This window comes from Stenotrophomonas sp. CS3K5, assembly GCF_059515225.1.
Genome location: NZ_JCAKRX010000011.1, coordinates 17,736 through 43,634, shown reverse-complemented (window position 1 = coordinate 43,634; position 25,899 = coordinate 17,736). Strand labels below are relative to the sequence as shown.

The 25,899-nt window shown below is 68.1% G+C and carries 28 protein-coding genes and 1 riboswitch; of the genes, 16 read left to right on the top strand and 12 right to left on the bottom strand.

The window, feature by feature from the left end; genetic code table 11:
• Positions 1-61: 61 nt before the first annotated feature.
• Entirely contained in the window at positions 62-433 is a 372-nt protein-coding gene (locus AC5YGJ_RS15730; RefSeq protein ID WP_496187073.1) for a classical arabinogalactan protein 4, read from the top strand.
• A gap of 115 nt (positions 434-548) precedes the next feature.
• Positions 549-731, top strand: a complete 183-nt coding sequence (locus AC5YGJ_RS15725) for a lana protein (RefSeq protein WP_180868863.1) — start codon at positions 549-551, stop codon at positions 729-731.
• Positions 732-784: 53 nt separating this feature from the next.
• Here the strand turns inward: AC5YGJ_RS15725 and AC5YGJ_RS15720 are convergent, their stop codons facing one another.
• A complete protein-coding gene (locus tag AC5YGJ_RS15720) occupies positions 785-1,264 on the bottom strand; it encodes an Lrp/AsnC ligand binding domain-containing protein (protein WP_005407919.1) in 480 nt (159 codons plus the stop codon).
• A 149-nt stretch (positions 1,265-1,413) separates the two neighbouring features.
• On the opposite strand from AC5YGJ_RS15720, the gene AC5YGJ_RS15715 reads away from it, so the two are divergent.
• Complete coding sequence (locus tag AC5YGJ_RS15715; protein WP_409460863.1) at positions 1,414-2,718, top strand: D-amino acid dehydrogenase; 1,305 nt, start codon at positions 1,414-1,416, stop codon at positions 2,716-2,718.
• Positions 2,697-3,767, top strand: a complete 1,071-nt coding sequence (alr, locus tag AC5YGJ_RS15710; RefSeq protein WP_107232197.1) for an alanine racemase — start codon at positions 2,697-2,699, stop codon at positions 3,765-3,767. The genes AC5YGJ_RS15715 and alr overlap by 22 nt, the downstream gene beginning before the upstream one ends.
• Positions 3,768-3,872: 105 nt before the next feature.
• Here the strand turns inward: alr and AC5YGJ_RS15705 are convergent, their stop codons facing one another.
• Positions 3,873-4,439 (bottom strand): DUF3016 domain-containing protein, encoded by a 567-nt coding sequence (locus AC5YGJ_RS15705; RefSeq protein ID WP_496187072.1) that lies wholly within the window; start codon positions 4,437-4,439, stop codon positions 3,873-3,875.
• A gap of 245 nt (positions 4,440-4,684) precedes the next feature.
• On the opposite strand from AC5YGJ_RS15705, the gene AC5YGJ_RS15700 reads away from it, so the two are divergent.
• Positions 4,685-6,673, top strand: a complete 1,989-nt coding sequence (locus tag AC5YGJ_RS15700) for a hybrid sensor histidine kinase/response regulator (RefSeq protein WP_309336073.1) — start codon at positions 4,685-4,687, stop codon at positions 6,671-6,673.
• 43 nt (positions 6,674-6,716) lie between these two features.
• Complete coding sequence (locus AC5YGJ_RS15695) at positions 6,717-7,010, top strand: DUF3247 family protein (RefSeq protein WP_496187071.1); 294 nt, start codon at positions 6,717-6,719, stop codon at positions 7,008-7,010.
• Between the two features lie 70 nt (positions 7,011-7,080).
• On the opposite strand, the gene AC5YGJ_RS15690 is transcribed toward AC5YGJ_RS15695, so the two are convergent.
• On the bottom strand, positions 7,081-7,344 hold the full coding sequence (locus AC5YGJ_RS15690) for a hypothetical protein (RefSeq protein ID WP_496187070.1): 264 nt from the start codon (positions 7,342-7,344) through the stop codon (positions 7,081-7,083).
• 157 nt (positions 7,345-7,501) lie between these two features.
• Here AC5YGJ_RS15690 and AC5YGJ_RS15685 point away from each other — a divergent pair, with 157 nt between their 5' ends.
• Genes AC5YGJ_RS15685 through AC5YGJ_RS15675 form a run of 3 tightly spaced genes read left to right on the top strand, consistent with a single transcriptional unit; the run spans position 7,502 to position 9,944 of the window.
• Positions 7,502-8,566: a class I SAM-dependent methyltransferase gene (locus AC5YGJ_RS15685; protein ID WP_249842046.1), complete on the top strand. Its 1,065-nt coding sequence runs from the start codon at positions 7,502-7,504 to the stop codon at positions 8,564-8,566.
• On the top strand, positions 8,563-9,264 hold the full coding sequence (locus AC5YGJ_RS15680) for a pseudouridine synthase (RefSeq protein WP_107232202.1): 702 nt from the start codon (positions 8,563-8,565) through the stop codon (positions 9,262-9,264). Before AC5YGJ_RS15685 ends, AC5YGJ_RS15680 begins: the two co-directional genes overlap by 4 nt.
• Positions 9,261-9,944 carry an HAD family hydrolase gene (locus AC5YGJ_RS15675; protein WP_249842044.1) on the top strand — a complete coding sequence of 228 codons (684 nt, stop codon included), beginning with the start codon at positions 9,261-9,263 and terminating at the stop codon, positions 9,942-9,944. The genes AC5YGJ_RS15680 and AC5YGJ_RS15675 overlap by 4 nt, the downstream gene beginning before the upstream one ends.
• Before the next feature lie 77 nt (positions 9,945-10,021).
• On the opposite strand, the gene fabB is transcribed toward AC5YGJ_RS15675, so the two are convergent.
• Both fabB and fabA read right to left on the bottom strand, forming a co-directional pair.
• The gene (gene fabB / locus AC5YGJ_RS15670; protein WP_107232204.1) at positions 10,022-11,230 is read right to left on the bottom strand and encodes a beta-ketoacyl-ACP synthase I; all 1,209 of its coding nucleotides are present in this window, start codon (positions 11,228-11,230) and stop codon (positions 10,022-10,024) included.
• Positions 11,230-11,745 carry a 3-hydroxyacyl-[acyl-carrier-protein] dehydratase FabA gene (gene fabA, locus AC5YGJ_RS15665; protein ID WP_249842043.1) on the bottom strand — a complete coding sequence of 172 codons (516 nt, stop codon included), beginning with the start codon at positions 11,743-11,745 and terminating at the stop codon, positions 11,230-11,232. Before fabA ends, fabB begins: the two co-directional genes overlap by 1 nt.
• 191 nt (positions 11,746-11,936) lie before the next feature.
• Here fabA and dinB point away from each other — a divergent pair, with 191 nt between their 5' ends.
• A complete protein-coding gene (gene dinB, locus AC5YGJ_RS15660; RefSeq protein ID WP_496187069.1) occupies positions 11,937-13,031 on the top strand; it encodes a DNA polymerase IV in 1,095 nt (364 codons plus the stop codon).
• A gap of 270 nt (positions 13,032-13,301) precedes the next feature.
• Here dinB and AC5YGJ_RS15655 read toward each other — a convergent pair whose 3' ends face one another.
• Together AC5YGJ_RS15655 and AC5YGJ_RS15650 are read right to left on the bottom strand one after the other, a co-directional pair.
• The gene (locus AC5YGJ_RS15655) at positions 13,302-14,213 is read right to left on the bottom strand and encodes an MBL fold metallo-hydrolase (protein WP_496187068.1); all 912 of its coding nucleotides are present in this window, start codon (positions 14,211-14,213) and stop codon (positions 13,302-13,304) included.
• A gap of 161 nt (positions 14,214-14,374) precedes the next feature.
• Entirely contained in the window at positions 14,375-15,013 is a 639-nt protein-coding gene (locus AC5YGJ_RS15650) for an NAD(P)-dependent oxidoreductase (RefSeq protein ID WP_496187067.1), read from the bottom strand.
• A 109-nt stretch (positions 15,014-15,122) separates the two neighbouring features.
• Here AC5YGJ_RS15650 and AC5YGJ_RS15645 point away from each other — a divergent pair, with 109 nt between their 5' ends.
• The 3 genes from AC5YGJ_RS15645 (at position 15,123) to gph (ending at position 17,562) form a co-directional block, all read left to right on the top strand.
• Positions 15,123-16,052 (top strand): LysR family transcriptional regulator, encoded by a 930-nt coding sequence (locus AC5YGJ_RS15645; protein ID WP_249842039.1) that lies wholly within the window; start codon positions 15,123-15,125, stop codon positions 16,050-16,052.
• Complete coding sequence (locus AC5YGJ_RS15640; protein ID WP_496187066.1) at positions 16,049-16,840, top strand: class I SAM-dependent methyltransferase; 792 nt, start codon at positions 16,049-16,051, stop codon at positions 16,838-16,840. Before AC5YGJ_RS15645 ends, AC5YGJ_RS15640 begins: the two co-directional genes overlap by 4 nt.
• A gap of 65 nt (positions 16,841-16,905) precedes the next feature.
• A complete protein-coding gene (gene gph, locus AC5YGJ_RS15635) occupies positions 16,906-17,562 on the top strand; it encodes a phosphoglycolate phosphatase (RefSeq protein WP_496187065.1) in 657 nt (218 codons plus the stop codon).
• Positions 17,563-17,685: 123 nt separating this feature from the next.
• Here the strand turns inward: gph and btuB are convergent, their stop codons facing one another.
• Positions 17,686-19,527 carry a TonB-dependent vitamin B12 receptor gene (btuB, locus tag AC5YGJ_RS15630; RefSeq protein ID WP_496187064.1) on the bottom strand — a complete coding sequence of 614 codons (1,842 nt, stop codon included), beginning with the start codon at positions 19,525-19,527 and terminating at the stop codon, positions 17,686-17,688.
• 112 nt (positions 19,528-19,639) lie between these two features.
• A riboswitch (cobalamin riboswitch) is annotated at positions 19,640-19,861 on the bottom strand.
• 59 nt (positions 19,862-19,920) lie between these two features.
• Between btuB and AC5YGJ_RS15625 the strand changes: the two genes are divergently transcribed.
• A complete protein-coding gene (locus AC5YGJ_RS15625) occupies positions 19,921-21,045 on the top strand; it encodes an acyltransferase family protein (protein WP_496187146.1) in 1,125 nt (374 codons plus the stop codon).
• Between the two features lie 131 nt (positions 21,046-21,176).
• Positions 21,177-21,755, top strand: a complete 579-nt coding sequence (locus AC5YGJ_RS15620; protein WP_309336101.1) for a histidine phosphatase family protein — start codon at positions 21,177-21,179, stop codon at positions 21,753-21,755.
• 60 nt (positions 21,756-21,815) lie between these two features.
• On the opposite strand, the gene AC5YGJ_RS15615 is transcribed toward AC5YGJ_RS15620, so the two are convergent.
• Together AC5YGJ_RS15615 and AC5YGJ_RS15610 are read right to left on the bottom strand one after the other, a co-directional pair.
• Entirely contained in the window at positions 21,816-22,178 is a 363-nt protein-coding gene (locus AC5YGJ_RS15615) for a TfoX/Sxy family protein (RefSeq protein ID WP_309336104.1), read from the bottom strand.
• On the bottom strand, positions 22,175-22,657 hold the full coding sequence (locus AC5YGJ_RS15610; protein ID WP_065199401.1) for a GAF domain-containing protein: 483 nt from the start codon (positions 22,655-22,657) through the stop codon (positions 22,175-22,177). Before AC5YGJ_RS15610 ends, AC5YGJ_RS15615 begins: the two co-directional genes overlap by 4 nt.
• 68 nt (positions 22,658-22,725) lie before the next feature.
• On the opposite strand from AC5YGJ_RS15610, the gene bioD reads away from it, so the two are divergent.
• A complete protein-coding gene (bioD, locus tag AC5YGJ_RS15605) occupies positions 22,726-23,418 on the top strand; it encodes a dethiobiotin synthase (protein WP_496187063.1) in 693 nt (230 codons plus the stop codon).
• Positions 23,419-23,463: 45 nt separating this feature from the next.
• Here the strand turns inward: bioD and AC5YGJ_RS15600 are convergent, their stop codons facing one another.
• The gene (locus AC5YGJ_RS15600) at positions 23,464-24,912 is read right to left on the bottom strand and encodes an aminotransferase-like domain-containing protein (protein ID WP_496187062.1); all 1,449 of its coding nucleotides are present in this window, start codon (positions 24,910-24,912) and stop codon (positions 23,464-23,466) included.
• Between the two features lie 245 nt (positions 24,913-25,157).
• Positions 25,158-25,895, bottom strand: a complete 738-nt coding sequence (gene msrA / locus AC5YGJ_RS15595) for a peptide-methionine (S)-S-oxide reductase MsrA (RefSeq protein WP_496187061.1) — start codon at positions 25,893-25,895, stop codon at positions 25,158-25,160.
• Positions 25,896-25,899 lie beyond the last annotated feature (4 nt).

Genomic DNA, 25,899 nt, shown 5'->3' with positions numbered 1-25,899 from the left:
CGTTCATGGGGGGCACACGCGCACGGGCGCAAGGTGGAGCCGATCCACGCCGGAGCGTGCCATGAAACCGACTCTTTCCCTGATGTTGATCGCCCTGCTGCCGGCGCTTGCGCTGGCCCAGGTGCCCACCGCCGACCCGACCGCCACCCGCAGCAGCACCACCGTGGCGCCCGCGCCGGTGCCACCGCCGCCACAGGCCGCGCGCCCGCAACCGCAGGTGCTGCCCTCGCCACAGCCGGCGCAGCCGATCAAGTCCACCGGCCCGGCCCAGGTTGCGCCGATGGCGGTGCCGAAGCCGGCCGACAAGGTCTACGACCGCAACGGCCGCATCATTCCCGGGGTGCGCCCGGCCGGGCCGAACCGGGTGTTCGACTCGCGCACAGGCCGCTATTACGACAGCGTGCCGCAGGGCGACGGGCAGCAAGTCCGGTAGCGCCGGGCGGTGTAGCTGAACTGCCGAAAACAGCCTGCGGGCGCTCACTGCTTTTTCGCCTGCGGTTAACCGTTCCGGGACCACCGTGGCCGTGCGTCGGCACCCCCGCCGCCGCATGTCCTTCGTCCACTGGATCGCGATCATGAAAAACCAGCAGAACCGTCATCCCGGCAAGGAACCGCAGGGCCGCAACCCGCAGCAACAGCAACAGCAACAGCAGCAGATGGATCAGCAGCAGCCGCACAAGGGCGGCAGGCAGCAGGAGCAGCGTTCGCAGAAGCATCCGCAGCAGCGCTGACGGAATCGGGGTCGGATCCCGTGCAGCGGGCTCTGACCCCACCCCCAGCCGGCTCAATCCGGAATCGGCAGGCTCAGCGTCTCCTTCACCTCTTCCATCACGATGTAGCTCTTCGACTCACGTACATGCGGCAGCGTCAGCAGGGTGCTGCCGAGCAGCTTGCGGTAGGAGGCCATCTCGCTGATCCGTGCCTTGAGCAGGTAATCGAAGTCGCCCGACACCAGGTGGCACTCCAGCACGTTGGGCAGCTTCAGGGCGGCGCGGCGGAATTCCTCGAAGATGTCGCCGGACTTGTAGGCCAGGCTGATTTCCACGAACACCAGCAGGCTGGCCTTCACCGCGGCCGGGTCCAGATGGGCGTGATAGCCGGTGATCACCCCTTCGCGCTCCAGCCGGCGCACGCGCTCGGTGCAGGGGGTGGTTGACAGGCCGACCCGCTCACCCAGCTCGGTGAAGGAGATACGGCCTTCGGCCTGCAGGATGCGCAGGATCTTGCGGTCGATCTTGTCCAGTTCGCGGGTACGGGTGGCCATGGCCGTCAACCTTCGGGAATGAATTGCAGGGGAACATCCTGACGGTGTATCTCAAAACAGGCAAATCAACTGGTATCGGCTGTCTATACTTCCCCAATTATGGTCCCGGCACGCTTCAGTGCAGGGAATGATCGGGTTGGAGAAGTCCCATGCGAGTCCTAGTTCTCGGCAGCGGCGTGATCGGCACCACCAGTGCCTGGTACCTGCGACAGGCCGGGTTTGAAGTCACGGTCATCGACCGCCAGCCCGGCCCGGCGCTGGAGACCAGCTTCGCCAACGCCGGCCAGCTGTCGTTCGGCTACACCTCGCCGTGGGCGGCCCCGGGCGTGCCGAAGAAGGCGATCGGCTGGCTGTTCGAGAAGCACGCGCCACTGGCGATCCGCCCGGGCATGGACCTGGCCCAGTACCGCTGGCTGTGGCAGATGCTGCGCAACTGCACCCACGAGCGCTATGCGATCAACAAGGCGCGCATGGTGCGCATGTCCGAGTACAGCCGCGATTGCCTGAACGAGCTGCGCGCGCAGGTCGGCATCGAGTTCGAAGGCCGCGACCTGGGCACCACCCAGCTGTTCCGCACCCAGCAGCAGCTGGACGCCTCGGCGCAGGACATCGAGATCCTGGCCCAGTACGGCGTGCCGTACCAGGTGCTGGACCGTGCCGGCATCATCCAGGCCGAACCGGCCCTGGCCCACGTCGATGGCCTGGTCGGCGCGCTGCGCCTGCCGCGTGACCAGACCGGCGACTGCCAGCTGTTCACCCGCCGCCTGGCGCAGATGTGCGTGGACGCCGGCGTCGAGTTCCGCTTCGACCAGGACATCACCGGGCTGGAGTTCGACGGCGACCGCATCACCGGTGTGCGCATCGACGGCAAGCTGGAAACCGCCGACCGCTTCGTGGTCGCGCTCGGCAGCTATTCGCCGGCGCTGGTGGCACCGCTGGGCATGCGCCTGCCGGTGTACCCGCTGAAGGGCTACTCGCTGACCCTGCCGATCACCGACCCGGCGATGGCGCCGACCTCGACCATCCTCGATGAGAGCTACAAGGTGGCGGTGACCCGTTTCGACGACCGCATCCGCGTCGGTGGCATGGCCGAAGTGGCCGGCTTCGACCTGTCGTTGTCGCAGCGCCGCCGCGAGACGCTGGAGCTGGTGGTCCGCGACCTGTACCCGAAGGGCGGCGACCTGTCGCGTGCGCAGTTCTGGACCGGCCTGCGCCCGGCCACGCCGGACGGCACGCCAGTGATCGGCGCCACGCCGTTCCGCAACCTGTTCCTCAACACCGGCCATGGCACGCTGGGCTGGACCATGGCCTGCGGTTCGGGCCGCTACCTGGCCGATCTGATGAGCGCACGCCAGCCGCAGATCAGCACCGAAGGCCTGGATATTTTCCGCTATGGCCAGTACGGTCACGCGCCGCAACATGAGAACCGCACATGCGTCCTGCCCGCGCGCTGATTGATCTGGGCGCCCTGCGCAGCAACTACCGGCTCGCCCGCGAACTGGGCGGTGGCAAGGCCCTGGCGATCATCAAGGCCGATGCCTATGGCCACGGCGCGGTGCGCTGCGCACAGGCGCTGGAAGGCGAGGCCGATGGATTCGGCGTGGCCACCATCGAAGAGGCACTGGAGCTGCGCCAGGCCGGCATCGGTGCGCCGATCCTGCTGCTGGAAGGCATCTTCGAGCCCAGCGACATGGCGCTGGTGGCCGAGCACGATTTCTGGTGCGCGGTCGGTTCGCCGTGGCAGCTGGAAGCGCTGGCCGCCTTCGACAGCCCGCGCCCGCTGACGGTGTGGCTGAAGCTGGACAGTGGCATGCACCGCCTTGGCCTGGACGTGGACAGCTTCCGTGCCGCGCATGCGCGCCTGTCAGCGCTGCCGCAGGTCGAGCGCATCGTACTGATGACCCACCTGGCGCGTGCCGACGAGCTGGACAGCGAACGCACCCATGAGCAGGCAGCCACCTTTGCGCGTGCCATCGATGGCCTCGAGGGTGAGACCAGTGTGTGCAATTCGCCGGCGCTGCTGGGCTGGCCGGATGTGCGCAGCGACTGGGTGCGCCCGGGGCTGATGCTGTACGGCGCCAACCCGCTGCCGGACAACAGCGCGCTGACCGAGCGCCTGCGCCCGGTGATGACCATGCAGTCCAAGGTGATTGCCGAGCGCTGGATCGAGCCCGGAGAGCCGGTCGGCTATGGCGCGCGCTTTGTGTCCAAGGTGCGCACCCGCGTGGGCGTGGTTGCGCTGGGCTACGCCGATGGTTATCCGCAGTTCGCGCCGAACGGCACGCCGGTGTTGATCGATGGCCAGCCCGGTGCGCTGATCGGCCGTGTGTCGATGGACATGCTGACCGTGGATCTGACCGCACACCCGCAGGCCGCAGTCGGCAGCGTGGTGGAGCTGTGGGGCACTGCGCCGACATTGGCGGAACTGGCACCACGTTGTGGCGTAAGCGCCTATCAGCTGCCGTGCGCGGTCAAGCGCGTGGCACGCGTCTATCAGGACTGAGAGGTTGCCGGCCAGCGGCCGGCACTACCGGAATCGGAGGGTAGCGCCGGCTGCAGGCCGGCGCCTTGCGTGCGTGCCGACCAAGGCCGACACCTGCCCATGGGCCTACCGCGCCGCGGTGGCCTGCGCTGTCAGCTCGCGCTTCACCCAGTCATCGATCAGGCGCTTCTCGTAGCGCAGCGGGTCGCTGTCACTCCTCAGTCCGAGGTTGTGCAGGTAGCCACTGTCGCTGAGCTTGGCCTCGCCTTCGTCGACGATGCGGCCACTGGCGTCCTTCAGCGTGTACTGCAGCGTGATGCGCGGCGGATAGATGTCGCGCATGACCCTGATATCGCTGCCGCGCGGGCCGTGCCAGGGTTCATAGTCGCCCGCACGCTTGATGTCGACCAGGGTCACATCCAGGGTCTGCCCGGGCTGCAGCGGCTTGGCCGCCGTGTCCTGCACATAGCTGGCCAGCTGCTGCACCCAGTTGCCGCGTTCGGCCTCGAAGCGGTTGGTGCTTTGGCGGATCTCGGTGAAGGTGGCCGGATCATCCCACTTCACGCTGACCGGACCCTTGGACTGCAGCGCGCGCGGTGCATCCGGGGCGGTCACGGTGCGCGGTGCCGCGTGCGCGCCACCAGCCAGAAGAGCGCCCGCCAGCAGCAGGGCAGTTGCACGTGCGAGTTTCATGACGGTCTCCTGCGTCCCGCAACGGGGCGCGACGTTGATCACGGATTCGAGTGTGATCCTGCTGCCAGAGCGCCGCAATGGCCGATTGCGACATGCGCAAGAGCGGTTGCCGCCAATTCATCCTCGTCAAGCATGACTGACGGCGCTTGACGCTGTGAATACGCCCTTTGGAAGATGCTGTGCCTCCAACCCGGCCTGTCCAGACGCCCTTGTCCACTCTGCCGCCCCTCGTGGAGCGCCCACCGATGATGGTGCCGGCGCCCGAACCCGACCTGCATCATGGCGTGCTTGAGCGCATCAACGCCGGTTTCTGTGTGATCCAGGTGCTGTTCGAGGGCGAGCGTGCCGTCGACTACCGTTTCATCGAAGTCAACGACGCCTTCGAACGCCATACCGGGCTGAAGGATGCGCGGGGCCAGCGCATGACTGCGCTGGAGCCGAACCATGAGCAGGACTGGTTCCGGATCTACGGCGACGTGGCCCGCAGCGGCCGCCCGGCCCAGTTCGAGATGGAAGCGCGCGCGCTGGGCCGCTCGTTCTCGGTCGATGCGGTGCGCGTGGGCCGGCCCGGCGAGGACAAGGTCGGCATCCTGTTCTTCGACATCACCGCACGCAAGCAGATGGAAGTGGAACTGGGCGAGAGCGAAGCGCGCTTCAGTGCACTGGCCGACGGCCTGCCGATGCCGGTGTGGGTGCTCGACGAACGTGGCCACGCCCGCTTCGTCAACAGTGCCTTCAGCGAATTCTTTGGTGGCGACGAAACGCGCGTGCCGGAGGATGTATGGCGCGGCCTGGTGCATCCCGATGACGCCTCGGTGTTCGAGTACGAATTGCAGGAGGCGTTGAAGGCGCAGCGTTCGATGCATGCGCTGGTGCGTGCACGCCGTGCCGATGGCCAGTGGCGCTGGCTGGAGATGAACGCGCGCCCGCGCTTTTCGCGCATGGGCCGTTTCATCGGCCTGGCCGGCAGCAGCCCGGACGTGACCGAACGTCGCGAGATCGAACTGGCGCGCGAGGAGCTGCTGCAGTCCGAGCGGGCAGCGCGCAGTGCCGCCGAGAACATGGCGCGGTTGAAAGACGAATTCCTGGCCACGCTGTCGCACGAACTGCGCACGCCGCTGACCACCATCCTGGGATGGAGTGAACTGCTGCTGCAGCGCGTGGACAACACCAGCCCGCTGTTCAAGGGCCTGAATGTGATCGCCAACAGCGCCGCGGCGCAGAAACGCCTGATCTCGGACATGCTCGACCTCAGCAGCATGCTGCTGGGCAAGGTGCAGCTGGAAGTGGAAGTGCTGGACCTGCGCGACCTGCTCGGTGAAGCCATCGGCGCGCAGGAACTGGTGGCCGAAGGCAAGGCGCTGGACGTCACCCTGCAGCTGCCCGAACAGCCCAGCCAGGTGCTGGGCGACGCCACCCGCCTGCAACAGGTGTTCTGGAACCTGCTGTCGAACGCGATCAAGTTCACTCCGGCCGAAGGCCGCATCGATCTGCAGCTGCAGTCCGACGGCAACCACTGGGTGATCACCGTGCGCGACAGCGGCGACGGCATCGCGCCGGAATTCCTCAACCACCTGTTCAGCCGCTTCCGCCAGGCCGATGGCACCACCACCCGCCGCCACGGCGGCCTGGGCCTGGGCCTGGCGATCGTGCAGCAGCTGGTGGAACTGCATGGCGGCACCGTCACGGCTGCCAGCGAGGGCCATGGCCACGGCGCCACCTTTACCGTGCGCCTGCCCAAGCACATCCCGGATGCCGAACGACGGCCGTTGCGTGAAGTGATCAGCGGGCCGATCCTGGAACCGGTGATCGTCGAGCCCTATCCGCTGCGTGGCATGCATGTGCTGGCGGTGGAAGACCAGCCGGAAGTGCTGGAGTACCTGCGGCGCATGCTGGAAGAGCAGGGGGCCAGCGTGTCGGCAGCCAGTTCGGCCGGCGAAGCCCTGGCGCTGCTGGCCGACACCGGCCACCTGCAGTACCACGTGATGCTGACCGACATCGGCATGCCCGGCATGGACGGCTATGGGCTGGTGCGCACGCTGCGCGAGGACATGGGCGTGGATGCGGCTACCCTGCCGGCGGTGGCGGTGACCGCGCTGGCACGTGCCGATGATCGTCGGCGCGCGCTGGCATCGGGCTTCCAGGAACACGTCGCCAAGCCGTACTCGGTGGCACAGCTGGTGTCTGCGGTACGCAAGGTGCAGGTACCGCGCGTCGACAGCGCGCTGCACTGAGCATTCACGGCCGATCGGCGACCCTGTACGCAGGAGGTCGCCGATGTCCCGCTTAGCTCCCCGCATCCATACCGATCCGGCGCAGATCGCGCGCCTGGAAGCCCTGCTGCCACAGCTTGAAGGTGAAACACAGGTGCAGCTGACCCTGCACGATGGCCGCCGCCTGCTCGGTACGGTGGCGGTGAAGCCGACCGTGCAGCAGTACCGCAACGAGGCCGGTGATGAAGGCAGCAACGGCCAGCTGCGCCTGGATGACTACGACACGCCGGTGCAGCAGCACCATGTGTGGCTGGATGAGATCGCCAGCATCGACCGGTTGCCGCCGAAGGCGCCTTGATCGGATGTAGAGCCGAGCCCACGCTCGGCTGCGCCGTCGCCCGAGCATGGGCTCGGGCGCTACAGGCGTGTCAATGCTCGAACAGCGTTGGCGTAGCCTCGAACCGCCGCGCATAGGCGCGTTCCTCGGCCACCCGCGCCACCTCGTCATCGGCCAGGTCCGGTGCACCGTACACCGCATAGGCCACCCTGCCGTCGGCGCCATGGCCGACCTGGTGCAGCCGATAGCGCGAATGGCCGCCGCCGGTGTCCTCCGGGTAATGCACGGGCGGATGGCTGCCTTCCAGGTCCATTTCACTGTTGTCGACCACGCCACCGACGAACAAGGCTCGCATGCAGGTTCTCCTGAGGTTTCCGGGGGAGCCTCTACCCTGAACGTTTCAATGTTGCTGGCACATCAAGGGCCCGTTCGGGTTTCGCAAAACCGGCGCCGGGGCGGGCCCGGCCAAGCCGGTACAATGGACGGCCCTCACGCTTGAAGTACCCGCGCCGATGGCCTCCAGCGACGACGCCCCCCTGCAGACCCTGCTCCTGCCGTTCTCCCAAGGCGCCCTGCGCTGGCCGGAGGGCACGGTGGCCTTCCTGCGCGCCCGCGATGGCTGGCCGCTGCGCGAAGTGGCCGGCAACCGCGAGCTGCACTGCGAACAGAGTTTTGCCCCGTTTGCGCAGCCGCTGCAGCAGGCTGCTGGCTGGACCGTCAGCGGCCAGCTGGACGACGTGGCCGGCAAGGGCCGCTACCCGCTGGTGCTGGTGCTGCCGCCGCGTCAGCGCGAGGAAGCCCGGGCGCTGTTCGCCCGCGCACTGGCGCTGGTGGCCGACGGCGGCCGCATCGTCGCCTGCCAGTCCAACAATGAAGGCGCGCGCTCCGGTGAAGGCGATCTCAAGCAGCTGGCCGGCCTCGGCGGCAGCCTGACCAAGAACCATTGCCGCGTTTACTGGACCGCACCGATGCAGGGCCAGCACGACGTCGACCTGGCCAAGCGCTGGGCCGCCCTGGACGCGGTACGCCCGATCGTCGGCGGGCGCTTCCTCAGCCGCCCGGGCGTGTTCGCCTGGGACCGCATCGACCCGGCGTCGGCGCTGCTGGCCGAGCATCTGCCGGCTGACCTGGCCGGCCGCGCCGCCGACCTCGGTGCCGGCTACGGCTACCTGTCGCGCGAGCTGCTGGAGCGCTGCCCGAAGATCACCGCGCTGGACCTGTACGAGGCCGAGCAGCGTGCCCTGGCGCTGGCCGAACTGAACCTGGCACCGCCGCCGCGCCCGCTGCCGCTGCGCTTCCTGTGGCGTGACGTCACCGCCGGCATCGAGCCGGGCTACGACGTCATCATCAGCAATCCGCCGTTCCATACGCCCTCGCGGGCCGACCGCCCGGACATCGGCCAGCGCTTCATCGCCGTGGCCGCGCAGGCGCTGCGCCCGGGCGGGCGCCTGTATGTGGTGGCCAACCGCCATCTGCCGTACGAGCACACCCTCAACGACAGCTTCGGCGCGGTGCGCGTGGTGGCCGAGCGCGACGGCTTCAAGCTGGTCGAAGCAGTGAAGGGGAAGGGCCGATGAAACTGGTCAAGCACATCGCCAACCTGGGCTATGGCAGCCGCAAGCAGGTGCAGTGGATGTTCCGCGAAGGCCGTGTCACCGACGCCGAGGGTGAAGTGCTGTACGCCGATGACCAGGTGCCGCACGAGGCCATCCGGGTTGATGGTGAGCCGCTTGATCCGCCGGCGGGCCTGTCGATCGCGCTGCACAAGCCGGCCGGCTACACCTGCTCGACCAAGGACACCGGCCGCCTGATCTACGATCTGCTGCCGCCGCGTTTCCGCGACCGCGACCCGGTGCTGTCCACCGTCGGCCGGCTGGATCGGGACACCAGTGGCCTGCTGCTGCTGACCGACGACGGTGGCCTGCTGCACCGGATCATCTCGCCGAAGTCGAAGCTGCCCAAGGTCTATGAAGTGGAACTGGGCGAGGATCTGCGCGGCGACGAAGTGGCGCTGTTCGCCAGCGGTACGCTGATGCTGGAATCGGAGAAGACCCCCCTGCTGCCGGCTGAACTGGAAGTGCTGGACGCGCGTCGTGCGCGCCTGGTGCTGCATGAAGGCCGCTACCATCAGGTACGCCGCATGTTCGCCGCCACCGGCAACCACGTGCAGGCCCTGCATCGCAGCCGCGTGGGCGGCCTGGATCTGCAGGGGCTGGACGAGGGGCAGTGGCGGCAGCTCACGTCCACCGACCTGGATACGCTGTTCGCTCCATGACCGCCATCGCTGCGCTGCCGTTCCTGCCCGCTGCCGTCATCTTCGACATGGACGGCCTGATGATCGACAGCGAGCGGGTCTCGCTGGCCTGCTGGAGCGAGGCCGCCGATGCATTCGGCCTGGGCCTGGATGAGGCGGTGTTCCTGCGCATGGTCGGCCTGGGTGACCGCGATTCACACGCGTTGCTGCGTGCGCAGGGCATCGAGGACAGCGTGATCGAAGCGGTGGCCGCGCATTGCCATGAGCTGTACGAAGCCCGCACCCAGACCGGCCTGCCGCTGCGGCCGGGCATCCTGGCGCTGCTGGAACTGCTGAAGGCGCACGCGATTCCGCGCGCGGTGGCGACCACCACGCGGCAGCCGCGCGCCAACCGCAAGCTGGCCGCGGCCGGCCTGCTGCCGTACTTCGATGCGGTGATCACCAGTGGCGATGTGGCGCGGCCGAAGCCGGCACCGGACATCTATCTGCTGGCCGCACAGCGGCTGGGCCAGGCACCGGAGCGCTGCCTGGCGCTGGAGGATTCACCGGCCGGTACGCGCGCCGCCCTGGCGGCGGGCATGACCGTCATCCAGGTGCCGGACCTGGTGCACCCGGACGAGGAACTGCGCGCGCTGGGTCACCGCATCGTCGGCTCGCTGGTGGACGCGCACGCGCTGCTGCTGCCGCTGCTGCCGAAATAACCGGGGTTGGCAGTCTAGCAAGCTCGACTCCACATTCATGGGTGGGTGCCGACCGTTGGTCGGCACACCTGCCCTCATCACACCCGCCCGAACACCAGTGCCGCGTTGGTGCCACCGAAACCGAAGCTGTTGGACATCACCGTGTCCAGCTTCTGCTCGCGGCTCTCACGCAGGATCGGGAAGCTCTCCACCTTCGGGTCCAACTCGCCGATGTTGGCCGAGCCGGCAACGAAGCCATCGCGCATCATCAGCAGGCAGTAGATCGCCTCGTGCACGCTGGCAGCCCCCAGCGAGTGCCCGGACAACGCCTTGGTCGAAGACAAAGGCGGCACCGCATCGCCGAACACTTCGCGGATCGCGTTGAGCTCGGTGACATCGCCCAGCGGGGTCGAGGTACCGTGGGTGTTGAGGTAGTCCAGCGGACGATCGACGCCCTGCAGTGCCATCTTCATGCAGCGCACCGCACCTTCACCGGACGGCGCCACCATGTCGGCACCGTCGGAGGTGACGCCATAGCCGATCAGCTCGGCATGGATGTGCGCACCGCGTGCAACGGCGTGGTCGTAATCCTCCAGCACCAGCATGCCGCCGCCACCGGCGATGACGAAGCCGTCGCGGTCCTTGTCATAGGGGCGCGAAGCGCTGGCCGGGGTGTCGTTGAAGCTGGTCGACAGCGCGCCCATCGCATCGAACATCACGCTCATCGACCAGTGCAGGTCTTCGCCGCCACCGGCGAACATGATGTCCTGCGCGCCGTGGCGGATCATGTCCGCAGCCGCGCCGATGCAGTGCGCCGAGGTCGCGCAGGCGGCCGACAGCGAGTAGCTGACGCCCTTGATCTGATAGGCGGTGGCCAGGCAGGCCGAGACCGTCGAGCACATCGTGCGCGGCACCATGTACGGGCCGACCTTGCGCACCCCGCGCTCGCGCAGCAGATCAACCGCACCGATCTGCCATTCGCTGGAACCACCGCCGGAGCCGGCGATCAGGCCGGTACGCAGGCTGCTGACCTGCTCGGCGCTGAGCCCGGCATCGGCGATGGCATCGCGCATGGCCAGGTAGGCGAAGGCCGCCGCATCGCTCATGAAGCGCTTCTGCTTGCGGTCGATCAGTGCCTCCAGTTCCAGGTCGACGCGACCACCCACCTGGCTGCGCAGGCCGGCCTCGGCATGATCGGCCAGTGCGGTGATGCCCGAGCGTCCTTCGCGCAGCGCGCTGGAGACGGTATCCAGATCATTGCCGAGGCAGGACGTGATGCCCATGCCGGTGATGACGACGCGACGCATCAGAAGCTCCCGGTTTCGGTGAACAGGCCGACGCGCAGATCGCGCGCGCTGTAGATTTCGCGGTCATCCACGTACATGCGGGCGTCCGACTGGGCCATCACCAGCTTGCGGTTGATGACGCGGCTGATGTCGATCTCGTAGCGCACCAGCTTGGCCTCCGGCAGCACCTGGCCGGTGAACTTCACCTCGCCACAGCCGAGCGCGCGGCCCTTGCCGGGCGCGCCCAGCCAGGTCAGGTAGAAGCCGGTCAGCTGCCACATGGCATCCAGGCCCAGGCAGCCGGGCATCACCGGGTCGCCGATGAAGTGGCAGCCGAAGAACCACAGGTCCGGGCGGATATCCAGTTCGGCGCGTACCATGCCCTTGCCATGCGGTCCGCCGTCCTCGCGGATTTCGGTGATGCGGTCGAACATCAGCATCGGGTCGTTGGGCAAACGGCCGGCAGCGGTGCCGAACAGTTCACCGCGTGCGCTGGCCAGCAGCTGTTCGCGGTTGAACGCGTGGAGACGGGTCATGAAGCACAATCCTGGAAGCGGGGAAACAGGGAAACAAGCGCTCGAGCATGCCCGTGGAAACTGCGCCGATCAAACATTTCAACCGTACGCAACCGTAGTGTTTTCAAGGGAATACGCGCATCCTGTTGATGTGCAACGACCATACTTCGGCGTGTGGCCCGTACCGCCCGCCCCCGCCTCTTCCACCTGACATGACCCGACTGCGCAAGATCATCCACGTCGACATGGACGCGTTCTACGCGTCGGTGGAGCAGCGCGACGATCCCTCGCTGCGCGGCAAGCCGGTGGTGGTGGCCTGGCGCGGCGCGCGTTCAGTGGTCTGCGCGGCGTCGTACGAGGCGCGCGTGTTCGGCGTGCGTTCGGCGATGCCTGCGGTGCGCGCTGAACGCCTGTGCCCGGACGCGATCTTCGTGCCGCCCGACTTCGCACGTTACAAGGCGGTGTCACAGCAGGTACGGGCGATCTTCCTGCGCCATACCGACCTGGTCGAGCCGCTGTCGCTGGACGAGGCCTACCTGGATGTGACCGAACCGAAGAGCGGCATCGAACTGGCCACCGAGATCGCCCGCACCATCCGCGCGCAGATCCGCGAGGAAACGAACCTGACTGCTTCAGCCGGGATTGCACCGAACAAGTTCCTGGCCAAGATCGCCTCGGACTGGCGCAAGCCCGACGGCCAGTTCGTGATTCCGCCGCAGCGCGTGGATGCGTTCCTGGCACCACTGCCGGTGAACCGCGTGCCGGGCGTGGGCAAGGTGATGGAAGGCAAGCTGGCCGCGCGCGGCATCGTCACCTGTGGCGACCTGCGGCAATGGGCACTGATCGATCTGGAAGAGGCCTTCGGCAGCTTCGGCCGCAGCCTGTACAACCGCGCACGCGGCATCGACGAGCGCCCGGTGGAACCGGACCAGCAGGTGCAGTCGATTTCCTCTGAAGATACCTTTGCCGAGGACCTGCTGCTGGAAGATCTGGGCGAAGCCATCGTGCAGCTGGCCGAAAAGACCTGGAAGGCCACCCGCAAGACCGAGCGCATCGGCCACACCGTGGTGCTGAAACTGAAGACCGCGCAGTTCCGGATCCTCACCCGCAGCTTCACCCCGGAGCGCCCGCCGGAATCGATGGAAGAACTGCGCGACATCGCGTTGGCGCTGCGCGCGCGGGTGGACCTGCCGGCCGCGACCCGTTACCGCCTGGTCGGTGTCGGCCTGGGTGGCTTCCGCGAAAAGGAGCCGGTGGTGCAGGGGGAATTGTTCGAGCACGAACCCAACGATTCCCCGCGAAGCTGATCTATGTGTCGACCAAGGTCGACACCCACCAAGAGCAGGCCATGCCATCCAGACAGATTGCGGAGATCTGTCGAAGGCGGGGTGGTCCGGTTGCGGGGGCGTGAGCGCCATGGATGGCGCGACCGAGCCTCCATGGACGGATTCACGGCGTCCCCCGCAACCGGATCCACCTCGCCATCCCACGGATAGCCAGCTGTTGCTGTTGCTTCGGCTGTGGCCGTTGCATTGAGCAGGTGCAGGGCGCAGCCCTGCAAAAGAAAACTCCCTACCTCATGGCCACTGCATCTCGCCCTTGGCCACCTTTGCGCTCAGCTCCAGCGAACTTTCGCCGGCCAGCGTCGGGTAGCGCGCCTGCATCGCCTTCACCAGTGCCGCACTGTCCCTGGCCTTGGCCGTCTCGGCATCGAAGGCACGGATGTAGTCGGCGGTGAAGCGCAGCGCGCTGGCGTCCAGCGCCGCACCGGGTGCGTAGTGCCCCGGCACCACCACCTTCGGCTTCAGTGCCTGCAGGCGTTGCAGCGTCTGCAGCCAGTCGCTGTGCGACTTCGGCGTCTGCGTATCGGCCATCCACACATGCTCACCGGCCACCACCGGAATGCCGCCGACGATCGCACGCAACGAGGGCACCCACAGCACGCTGCGATCCGGAGTCGGGCCGTCCAGACCGATCAGCGGCAGGCGTTGGCCTTCCAGCTGCAGAGCATCGCCGTCGAGCACCTGCGGCAGCACGATGCGTGCGGGTGCATCGGCGCCCATCTTCGGCCCCCAGTAGGCCAGCTTGCCGGCCTGGGTCTGCTGGATGTGGGCGACGGTCTGTGCGGTGGCAACGATGCGCGCCTGCGGGAACGCGTCCTGCACGGTGGCCAGACCGAAGTAGTAGTCCGGATCGCCGTGGCTGATGTAGATCGTGGTCAGCTGCCTGCCGCTGGCGCGGATCAGATCCACCAGCCTGCGCGCATCGCTGGCACCGAACTGCGCATCGACCAGGATCGCGTCGTGGCGGCCCTCGATCAGCACCGAAGACACCGAGAACATCGCCTGCGGGCCGGGATGGAAGGTCTGCAGGTGCAGCTGGGATTTCGCTGCGGTGGCCGGTGCCGGCACCGCCGGGGCGGCCAGCAGCGGAGTGCTGGCGAAACTGGCGGCCAGGGCAAGGGGAAGCAGCAGGGCGGCGGTGCGCATGGGCAATTCCTTGTATCGGATGGGGAGCCGAGCGTGGGCTATGCCGGGCGTCCTTGCCCGGCCCCCTACGGGCCGTCGCAAGCGACGTTGGCAACGGCTCCTGCCGTTGCCTCCGGCTCTACAGGTAGGTAGCGCCGGGCCATGCCCGGCGGACGGCATGATCAATACGCGGCCGTGATGATCTGCTTCGGGTACTGGTGCGCCTCCAGCTCGGCCACGAACGCCGCGCCGTAGTCGGCGTAGCTGATGCGGCTGTGGCCGCTGGCGTCGGCCAGGAAGGCCTTGGGCTGCACGCGGTACTGGCCACGTTCGTCGCCCGGGCCGATTTCAGCGGCCGGCGAGAAGAAGGTCCAGTCCAGGTCGTCCACCGCCTGCAGGCGCTTGAACGCTTCGCGGTGGGCCAGCGCGTACGGCTTGTAGGCCTCAGGGAAGTTCGGGGTATCGACCAGCTGCACGCCCGGCGCGACTTCCAGGCTGCCGGCGCCACCGACCACCACCAGGCGCGGCACACCGGCCTTGCGCGCGGCCGCAGCCAGCTGCGCGGCCACTTCGCCGACGCGGCCGACGTCATCACCCGGGCGCGGGCCGTAGGCGCTGGCCAGCACGTCGTGGCCGGCGATGGCCGCCACCAGGGCGTCCTGGTCATCCAGCGAGGCGATCACCGGATGCGCGCCGGCCAGTTCGGCCGGCAGGTCCTGTGCGCTGCGCACGATGACGGTGAGTTGATGGCCGTGGGCCAGCGCGTGGCGGGCGATCTGGCGGCCGATATTGCCGGTGGAACCAACGAGGGCGATCTTCATGGCAGGACTCCGTGGGGCGGTTTGGGGGGGGTAATGGGGCCACTCTAGGTCGCTGCAGTCGCTCGAAAAACAGCGTATAACGCGCTTGTTTGTTGCAGGAATCGAGCAGATGGACCGATTGACCGCCATGACCGTGTTCGTCGAGGTGGCCGAGCGCGGCAGCCTCACCGCCGCTGCCGAGGTGCTGGACATGTCGCGGGCGATGGTCACCCGCTACCTGGCCGAGGTCGAGGGTTGGCTGGGCGTGCGCCTGCTGCACCGGACCACGCGGCGGATCAGCCTGACCGGTCCCGGCGAAGCGGCACTGGCGCGCTTCCGGCAGATGCTGGCCATCGGCGAGGCGCTGCAGGGCGAACTGGCCAGCGACGATCCCGAGCCGCACGGCACGCTGCGGGTGACGGCCAGCGTGTCGTTCGGACAGAGCCATCTGGCGCGTGCGGTGGCCCGCTTCGTCGCGCGGCATCCGGCGGCGCGCATCGAGCTGCTGCTGGTCGACCGCACGGTCAACCTGGTGGAGGAACGGGTGGACCTGGCGGTGCGCATCGCCCGCCAGATCGACCCGAGCCTGATCGCGCGACGGCTGGCCACCTGCCGCTCGGTGCTGTGCGCGACTCCCGCCTACCTGCAGCTGCACGGTACTCCCACTGCGCCTGAGCATCTGGCCGCGCACAATTGCCTGACCCATCACTACGTGGGCAAGAGCCTGTGGCAGCTGCACCGCGATGGCCGCTCTCTCTCGGTGGCGGTGGGCGGCAACATCAGCGCCAACGAGGCGTCGCTGTTGCTGGAAGCGGTGCGTGCCGGCGCCGGCATCGCCATGTTGCCGACCTACCAGGTGGCGCCGCTGCTGCGCAGTGGCGAGCTGATCGAGCTGTTGCCCGAGTTCAGTCTGGATGAGCTGGGCATTCATGCGGTGTACGCATCGCGGCGCCAGCAGCCCGTTATCATGCGGCGATTCCTGGACTTCCTGGCCGAATGCTTCGCCAGCCCGTCCTTCCAGGATCTGGATTGGCGCCCACCGGGCAAGGAGAACGCATGAACCATGGACAGGCCCTGATCGACCACAACCGTGTTGCCTGGGACCGCCAGGCCAGCGAGGTGCGCGAATGGTCGCGCCCCGTGGACAGTGCCACCGTCGCCGCCGCCCGCGAAGGTCGATGGCAGGTGCACCTGACCCCGCACGCGCTGCCGCTGGACTGGCTGGGTGATGTGCGCGGCCGCCGCATCCTGTGCCTGGCCTCGGGCGGCGGCCAGCAGGCGCCGGTACTGGCGGCGGCCGGTGCCGAGGTCACCGTGTTCGACCTTTCCGATGGGCAGCTGGAACAGGACCGTGCGGTGGCCGCGCGCGATGGCCTGCAGCTGCGCACCGTGCAGGGCGACATGCGCGATCTGCACGCCTTCGCCAGCGGCAGCTTCGACGTGGTGTTCCAGCCGATCTCCAATCTGTACGTGCCCGACGTGCGCCCGGTGTGGAACGAGTGCCACCGCGTGCTGGCCCGCGATGGCCTGTTGATGGCCAGCTTCTACAACCCGGTGCTGTTTGTCGGTGCACGCGATCCGCAGCTGGATGCGCAGGGCCTGATCCGGCCGCAGTACGCCATTCCCTACTCGGATCTGGAAGACCTGGCGCCGGCCGAGCGCGAAGCGAAACTGGCCCGTGGCGACGCATTGACCTTCGGCCACAGCCTGACCGAACTGCTCGGCGGCCAGCTCGATGCCGGCTTCGTCATCGATCGCTTCCTGGAAGACTGGCAGCCGCAGCCACGCTTCCTCATCGATCGCTATCTGCCCACCTTCCTGGCCACGCGCGCGCGCCGCATCGGTTGAGGCCGGTCCGGCAGGAAAACCGGCGGCGTACAATGCACGGCTCCACGTCGTGCAGGTGCCGTCCCTTGTCGTATCCCTATCCGCTGGTTGTGTTCGACCTTGATGGCACGCTGGTGGACAGCGCCGCCGATATCGCTGAAGCGCTGAACCGCACGCTGGAGCAGATCGGCATGGCGCGCGTGCCCGAGTCCACCGTGCTGGGCTGGATCGGCGACGGCGTGGGCCGGCTGGTTGAACAGGCCATGCAGGCGGCCGGCCGCAAGGTCGATCTGGCAGCCGTGATGCCGGTGTTCATGGTGCATTACCGCGACTGCCTGCTGCGCAGCCCGCAGCTGTTCGAAGGGGTGACCGGGGCGCTGGCGCAGCTGCGTGCCCGCGACGTGCCGCTGGCGATCTGCACCAACAAGCCCGAAGCCCTGGTGCCGCCACTGCTGCAGCACCTGGGCATCGCCGATGCGTTCGCGCTGGTGCTGGGCGGTGATTCGCTGCCACAGCGCAAGCCCAGCGGCGAGCCGCTGCGCCACATTGCCGCCCATTTCGGGCTGCCGGTGGAGGATTGCCTGATGGTCGGTGACTCGCTCACCGATTACCGCGCCGCCGAAGATGCCGGCATGCCGATCGCACTGGTGCGCTACGGCTATCCGCGCGGCCTGGATCTGGCCACCGCGCATGCGGTGGCGGTGATCGATGACCTGCGCGAACTGCCGGGGTTGCAGCGTTGATTCAACGGACAACGCCGGTCGTCGGGCGGTAACCCGGGCCAACCCAATGGGTAGCGCCGGCCGCTGGCCGGCACCCCGCAATGCGCTGCCGAAGGTCATGATGTTGCCGGCCAGCGGCCGGCACTACCTCGGCTGGTAACGCACGCTCAGCTGGTACTCGCGGCCGGGCTGGTTGAACCACGCCACCGTCTCGTACCTGCGGTCGAACACGTTGGCCGCGCGCGCCAGCAGCGACCACGATGGCGTCAATGCGTACTCGGCGCGCAGGTCCAGCGTGCCGTAGCCGCCGACCTTCACCGTGTTGGCGGCATCGTCATAGCGCTTGCCGGCACCCTGCACGGTCGCCCCGGCGCGGAAATCACCGAAGCGACGGTCGATGTCCAGGCGAGCGGTCTGCTGCGCGCGGCGCGGCAGCCAGTTGTCGAACTGGGCACTGTCCCCGGTGCGGTTGCGCGGGTCGGTGTAGCTCAGCTGCGCAGTGATGTCGAAGCCGGCCAGCAGCGCGCCACCGGTCAGTTCGGCGCCGCGGATGCGCGCCTTCTCCACCTGTTGCATCCGGAACGTCGCGGCATCGTAGGTGATCAGGTCGTCGATACGCGTTTCGTACACGTCCAGGCCCCAGTGCCAGCCCTGGCCCTGCTGCGAAACGCCCAGATTGGCGCTTTTGGACTTCTCCGGATCCAGGGTCGGCACGCCGCTCCATGGGTCGTACAGGTCGCTGAAGGTCGGTGCCTTGAAGGCGGTGCCGTAGCTGGCGTTGAGGCGCAGGCCGTGGCCCAGCTCCATCGCCCAGCCGACGCTGCCGGTGGCGTGGTTGCCGAACTGCTGGTTGTCGTCGTTACGCGCGCTGGCCTGCAGCTGGTGGCGGCCGAAGCGGCCCTGGTACTGCACGAACACGCCGGTGTTGCGGCGGCTGTCGACGAGGTAACCGGCGCTGCTGCCGTCCAGGTTGTCTTCGCTCCAGTCGACGCCGGCGCTCAGCAGCTGGCCCTCGGCCACGCCGAAATCACCCTGCAGCGAAGCGCTGTCGCGGTGGGTCTGCGCGCTGCCACGCACATCGAAGGCGCCGAAGTTGTTCGATTCGTTGTCGCTGCGTCCGACGTTGGCGGTGACGGCCACGCGCTCGGACGGGGTGTAGCGCACCTTGCCGGCCAGCACCTGCTGGCGGGTTTCGGAGTAGTTGTAGTAGCCGTCGTAATGGTTCTTGCCATCGGCGCGCAACGCGCTGCCTTCCACGTTCCACTGCTCGTTGAAGGTATAGCCGCCGCGCAGGCTCTTGGACAGGTTGCGGTAGCCGTCGCGGTCAGGCTCGTCGGCGAAGCAGCCGGTGAACAGCGTGGCCGAGCCACGGCAGGCATCGATGCCATCGGAATGCTGGTAGGCGATGTCGGCGCCGAACCAGCCGCGCTCGGTGCCGCCGCCGATGCCACCGCTGGCCTCGCGCAGGCCGTTGCTGCCGCCACCGAGCTGGAAGTGCGGGGCGAAGTCACCCTGGTTGCGACGGGTGAAGATCTGGATCACGCCACCGATGGCATCGGCGCCGTACAGACTCGACTGCGGACCACGGACGATTTCCACGCGCTCGATCTGCGCCAGCGGCAGGTCCTGGTACATGGCCAGGCCGAGGTCGGCGCTGTTGATGCGCACGCCATCGACCAGCACCACGGTGTGGCCGGAGTTGGTGCCACGCAGGAACAGCGAACTCTGCTTGCCGAGGCCGCCGGCGTTGGTCAGGTTGATGCCGGCACGGCCGCGCAGCAGCTCCTGCAGCGAAGTGGCCTGGCTGGATTCGATCTGCGCACGGTCGATCACCTGCGCTGGCGCGATGCTGTCCTGCAGGGCGATCGGGGTGCGGGTGGCAGTGACCAGGATCTGGTCAAGCGCGGTGGTGTCCTGGTTGGCATGGGCCAGCGCGGGCAGGGCGGCCAGCACGGCCAGGGACAGCATTCGGGACTGCAGCTTCATGGGGGGACTCCAGGTGCCACGCACGCCCGCGTGGCGAAGGGGAGGAGCCGCGAAGGCAGGCACGCGCCGATGCCCGCAGGCTGCAGGCATCTGGCGCCATGCCCACCGCATCGCGACCTGAGGCTTCCGGGCCGGTCTCCGGGCTCGCCGCCGGGTGGCGCGAGGCCACCGTCCAGGCGCCTTCCCGTGCGCGCGGCACAGTGGCGTATTGCCTGGAACTGACGTGCTTACCGTTGCGGGGGCAGCGCCGGCATGGCGCGGAATCGCGCGTCACCGGCTTCCCGTTTCAACCTGCCGGCCGAAGCCGCAGGTCACCTGGAAGTGCGCGCAGTCTAAGTCATTGCCTGCCGCGGGCGTTAGAGTAGTGGCCTCTTCAGGTTCGTGCGAGTGGCCATGGTTGCGAAGGATCGCCTGCAGTTTCTCGATGCCCTGCGTGGGCTGGCGGCGGTGTACGTGGTGCTGTACCACGTACAGTCGATGCCGGCACCGGCCCTGCCGGTAGCGGCGGCCTGGCTGCCGGCCGTGCACATGGGGGCCACCGGCGTTGCGCTGTTCTTCGTCATCAGTGCGTTTTCCCTGTGTTACACCATGCCCCGGCACCAGGTCAGCGGCCGGCCGCTGCTGAGCTTCTATCTGCATCGATTCCTTCGCATCGCGCCGCTGTTCTATGTGCTGTTGATGTTCTCCCTGTTCCGCGATGGTCGCGGCGACCATGCCGGCCATTCATGGGGGGAGATCGCGGCCAACCTGTCCTTCACCTTCAACCTGTTCCCGGGATGGGAAGCGGGCATCGTGTGGGCCAGTTGGGCGGTGGGCGTGGAGATGCTGTTCTACGCCATCTTTCCCGCGCTCTACGTGCTGGTCGGCAAGGCGCGCAGCGCCTGGGCCCTGCTGATCGGGTTGCTGGCGCTGGTGGCGTTGGCCTGGATGGGCGTGCTGGGCCCGCGCCTCCAGGCCTCGCTGGGTGACTACGGTTGGCTGCGCCATGCCCCCGTCTTCGCGATGGGGCTGGTGGGCTTCCATGCCTTTGCTGCACTGGCGCGGTTGCCGGCACCGCGCGCGCGGCGCTGGGCACAGGGGTTGAACCTGGCCGGTGTGCTGTTGTTGCTGCTGGCCGCGTCCTCAGCCGCTTGGGCTGCCGCCGGCCCTTGGCAGTGGCAGTTGTCGGGGCTGGGCTACCTGTGCCTGCTGCTGGGCTTCTCGCAGTGCCCGCCGCGTTGGCTGGTGAACCGCTTTTCCGCCTGGCTGGGCACGGTGAGCTATTCGCTCTATCTCGGGCATCCGATCGTCATCGCGGTGCTCGGTCCGGTGTTCGCGCGGGTGCTTGCCGTCCAGGGCGGCAGTGTCGGTTACCTGCTGTGCGCGGCGGTGACGCTGCTGGTGGTACTGCCGCTGGCTGCACTCGGCCATCGCTTCGTCGAAGCCCCGATGATCCGTCTCGGCAAACGGCTGATGTCGCCCGCCACGCCGGTGCGCAGCGCCGTTGCAGGTGGGCAGGCAGAGGGCGGCGCACGCTAGAATGATGCGCCCCGTCGCGGGGCATCCGTTCTGGAAGTGTTGCCGATGATTCTGTTCCAACCGCTACCGATCCCCGCCGCTGGCCTGTCCGAGGCGCTGCTGCGCCGGCAGGTACAGACCGGCCGGCAGCGATGATTCTCGATCTGGTCCGCCACGCGGGCAACGGCCGTGATGAATACCTCGATGGCCGCAGCGATCCGCCGCAGCTGGCGCGCCTGCCGCAGGAACTGGTGGAGGCTTACGCCGGGCAGGAATGGCAGCGGGTGATCAGTTCGCCGCGCCTGCGTTCGCTGCATACGGCGATGGCGCTGGCCACCCCGCGCGGACTGGATGTGGACGCAGACGAGGAATGGGAGGAGCTGGATTTCGGCGATTGGGACGGGCAGTCGCTGTTCGACCTGCCGGAGGACGCGCTGGCAGCCTTCCACGCCGATCCGCATGCGTTCCCGCCGCCCAACGGTGAAAGCTGGGGCCACTTCGAACGGCGCATCGCGCGCGCGCTCGACCGGCTGCTGGACGAGGAGGAGCCGCTACCGACTCTGGTGGTCAGTCACGGTGGGCCGCTGCGCATGGTGCTGTCGCAGGTCTGCGGTCTGCCGATGTCGCTGTGCTGGGCCTTGCGCATCGACCACGGTACCCGTCTGCGGGTGTGGCTGGAGCGTGGTGAGGTGGGCCTGGTAGGCGAACTGCTGGAGCTGCAGCAGCCGTAACCCTGTTGGTGCTTCGGCCGTCCATAGAGTCGAGCTTGCTCGACTCTACAGGCGCGCGCCTCAATCCTCGTCGGCGTCGTCCGCTGCGCTGTCCTCAGCGTCACCGTCGTCATCGAAGCGCTGCTCATGCACCGGACCTGAGGCCGGGCCGGCCGCCTTCAGCGGATGTGCGGCGATGCGTGCTTCGTAGTCCTGCACCAGCGCTTGACGCTGCGGCTCGCTCAGTTCCTGCCAGTGGCACTCCAGCAAGGCTCCTTCCAGCGAGTACAGCAGGTTCAGGCTGGGCTTGAAGCCGGCCCGCTTGACCTTGACGAACGCACCGACTGCACCGATCGCGGCCAGGTCCTCGCGGCTGCGCAGGCCGACCTGGCGCAGCCAGGCTGCACTTTTCGGGCCGATGTTGCGCAGCTTCGGTGCGCTCATCCCAGCGCCTCGACGAACACGCGCGCGATGGCTTCCAGCCCGGCTTGGTCGTCGGCATCGAAGCGGCCGACCTTGGGGCTGTCGATGTCGAACACGCCGATCAGCTCATCGCCGCGCAGCAGCGGCACCACCAGTTCCGAACGCGAGGCCGAATCGCAGGCGATATGGCCGGGGAAGGCATCGACGTCCTCCACGCGCTGGGTCACGCGCTGGCTGGCAGCGGCGCCACACACACCCTTGTCCAGCGGAATGCGCACGCAGGCCGGCAGGCCCTGGAAGGGGCCGACCACCAGTTCCCTGCCGTCGTACAGATAGAAGCCCACCCAGTTCAGATCGGGCAGGGCGTGATAGACCAGCGCGGAGAGATTGGCCGCATTGGCGATGCGGTCGGACTCACCGTAGACCAGGCCACGGGCCTGCTCCAGCAGCTGGGCGTATTGTTCCGGCTTGCTGCCGGTCAGCGAGGCATTGGCGAACATGCGTGCAGTCTAGCAAGCGCACCGGGCCGGCGATAATGAACGCTCTGTTGCCCTGTTGGAGCCTGTCGATGCCGTTGCCCGCCACCCTGCCGCCCGCGCTGTTCGTGACCGGCACCGATACCGAGATCGGCAAGACCGCCACCAGCACAGCGCTGCTGCATGCGCTGCGCCGGCGCGGCCTGCGTGCCGTTGGCATGAAGCCGGTGGCCAGCGGCAGCGAAGACCGGGGGCAGGGCCTGCGCAACGGGGATGCGCTGGCGCTGCAGGCAGCCAGCTGGCCGGTACCGGACTATGCCGACCTCAACCCCTATGCGCTGCGGCAGCCGCTGGCCCCGGAACTGGCGGCCGCCGAGGACGGCGTGCAGGTGCAGCTGGCACCGATCGTGGCCGCCTTCGAACGCCTGCGCGCGCAGGCCGACATCGTGGTGGTGGAGGGCGTGGGCGGCTGGCTGGCGCCGGTCTCGGCCACGCTGGATCAGCTCGATCTGGTGCGTGCGCTGCAGCTGCCGGTGCTGCTGGTGGTGGGCATGCGCCTGGGCTGCGTCAACCACGCGCGGCTGACCGCGCAATCGCTGCAGGCCAGCGGCGTGGAATGCCTGGGCTGGATCGGCAACCACATCGACCCGGCCATGCAGCGCCAGGACGAGAACATCGCCACGTTGCAGCAGCGCCTGCCGATGCCGTGCTGGGGCCGCCTGCCGCATCTGCCGGGGGCGGATGGCGAAGCGCTGAGCGCGCACCTGCTTGGCGACCTGGGGTAGTGCCGGCTGCTGGCCGGCAGTGCAGTTGCCGGCCAGCGGCCGGCACTACCGTGTTGCAGCCGCCAGCTCGCACGCCATCGCACCCAGTCGCTCCACCGCGCCAACGAAGCGCGCGTCCAGCGTCTGGCAGCACGACAGGCGCAGGGCATGGCGGTAGCGCGCGCCGCGCGAATACACCTGGCCGGGCATGAACACGATGTCCTCCACCAGCGCACGCTCGAACAGCTGGCGGGTATCCACGCCGGGTAGTTCCAGCCACAACAGGAACCCCCCCTGCGGTTCGGTGGCACGGGTGCCTGCCGGGAAGTGCTCGGCCACCAGCTGGCGCAGCCGTCCGACCTGTTCGCGATACAGGCGGCGCATGCGGTGCAGGTGGTGCTCGTAGCTGCCCGCTTCCAGATACGCAGCCACCGCGTCACCCAGCAGCTGCGGCTCGCCGCCGGTGGACTGGAACTTCAGCAATGCGATGCGCTCGGCGAAGCGGCCGCCATCGAGCCAGCCGATGCGGTAGTCCGGCGCCAGCGTCTTGGAAAAGCCACCGACCACCATCACCCAGCCGTCGCGATCGAAGGCCTTCAGCAGCGGTGCCGGTGGCTCGCAGAACTGCAGCTCGGCATACACCGCATCTTCGATCAGCGGCAGCTGGCGCGCGTTGACCAGCTCGGCCAGGCGCTGCTTGGCGGCCATCGGCATGGTGCAGCCCAACGGGTTGTGCACCGTCGGCATCACCACCAGCGCCGCCAGCGGTGTGTGCTCCAGCAGGGCCTCCAGTGCGTCCACCTCCAGGCCGTGTTGTGGATGGGTCGGTAGTTCGATGGCCTGCAGGCCCAGCGTGGCCAGCAGCGGGTACAGGTTGAAGTACGACGGCGCTTCGATGCCCACCGCATCACCCGGCTGGGTGACCGCACGCAGTGCCAGCTGCAGGGCCTCCATCGCGCCATGGGTGAGCAGCAGACGCTCGCTGTGGGTGTGCAGGCCCATGCGCGGGCCGCGCCGTACGATCTGCGCCAGCAACCGTGGTGATCCATTCGGACGCGCATAGGTCTCCACCGTCTGCTGGCCATGGCGCAGCACCTGCGCGGTGTGCTTGACCAGCTGCGCACCGGGATAGAACTGGCGACCGCGTGGGCCGGCGAAGGCCAGGTCGATCACACCGGGGCTCCGTTGCGCTTCCAGTACTCGGGCCATCAGCACCTGCTGCAGCGGCGCGGTCGGTGCCGAGGGCACATCGCGCAGCGAGCGATCCGGCACTGACAGCCGCGGCGCCACCTCGAAGCCGGCCTTGGGCCGCGGAATCACCAGGCCGGCATCCTCCAGCTGGCGATAGGCGGCAATCACGGTGTTCAGGCTGAGCTGCCGCTGCGAGGCCATCTGCCGCAACGACGGCAGGCGGCTGCCTACGGGCAGGCGGCCACCGTGGATGGCCTCGGCCAGTTCATCGGACAGCCGCTGGTAGCGGGGAGGGATCATCGCGCTGTGGTCATCTGTATCCATCGAATGTCCCGTCATCTGGAGCTGTACCCATGATGACGGCGAGCCTAGCATGCTGTTGTCGGCCAGGCCTGATCGGTGCCTGGGCGATACTTTCCATGCGCACGGCTGGATGGCCGTGCGCTTTTTTTCGTTGCGTGTAGAGCCGAGCCCATGCTCGGCTGCTCTTCCCTCAGCGGCAGCCGAGCGTGGGCTCGGCTCTACAGAGCAGCACCCCCGAGCGCCGGCGGCCCCAGCGGAAATGCCGGTTACCGCATCGGCACCAGCACCGCATCGCGCCGGTACAGCGCCGGGAACTGCCTGCCCAGCGCCGCCAGCTTGGGCGCGTCGTAATAGCGGATGTAGGCCGCCTGCGGGTAGTTGCTCAGGTAGTTCTGGTGGTAGCTCTCGGCCGGGTAGAAGCGCTGGCCGCTGACCAGCTGGGTGACGATCGGCGCGGAAAAACTGCCGGCCTGGCCGAGCTGGGCGATGTAGGCACGGCTGGCCGCCTGCTGGCGGGCGTCGTCGCTGAAGATGGCCGAGCGGTACTGGCTGCCGTGGTCCGGGCCCTGGCGGTTGAGCTGGGTCGGGTCATGGGCCACCGCGAAGAACACCTGCATCAGTTGCCCGTAGCTCACCTGGCGCGGGTCGTAGTCGATCTTCACCGCTTCGGCGTGGCCGGTCTGGCCACTGCTGACCCGTTCGTACCGCGCGTTGGCAGCGCTGCCGCCGATATAGCCGGACACCGCATTGCTCACACCCTTGACGTGCTGGAACACGCCCTGCACGCCCCAGAAGCAGCCGCCGGCAAACACCACGCTGGCATGAGTGGCGTCATCGCCGAACGCAGCATCGCCGGTGGGCGCCGGCAGTGCCTTGACCTGCGCGCTGGGCTCGACCGGGGCCGCGATCGCGCCGTGATCGACCAGCAGCACTGCAGCGATCAGCGCAGTGGCGACCAGCCCGGCAACACCTGCGGCGACGCCCTGTTCAAAGGAGAGTTTCATCGTG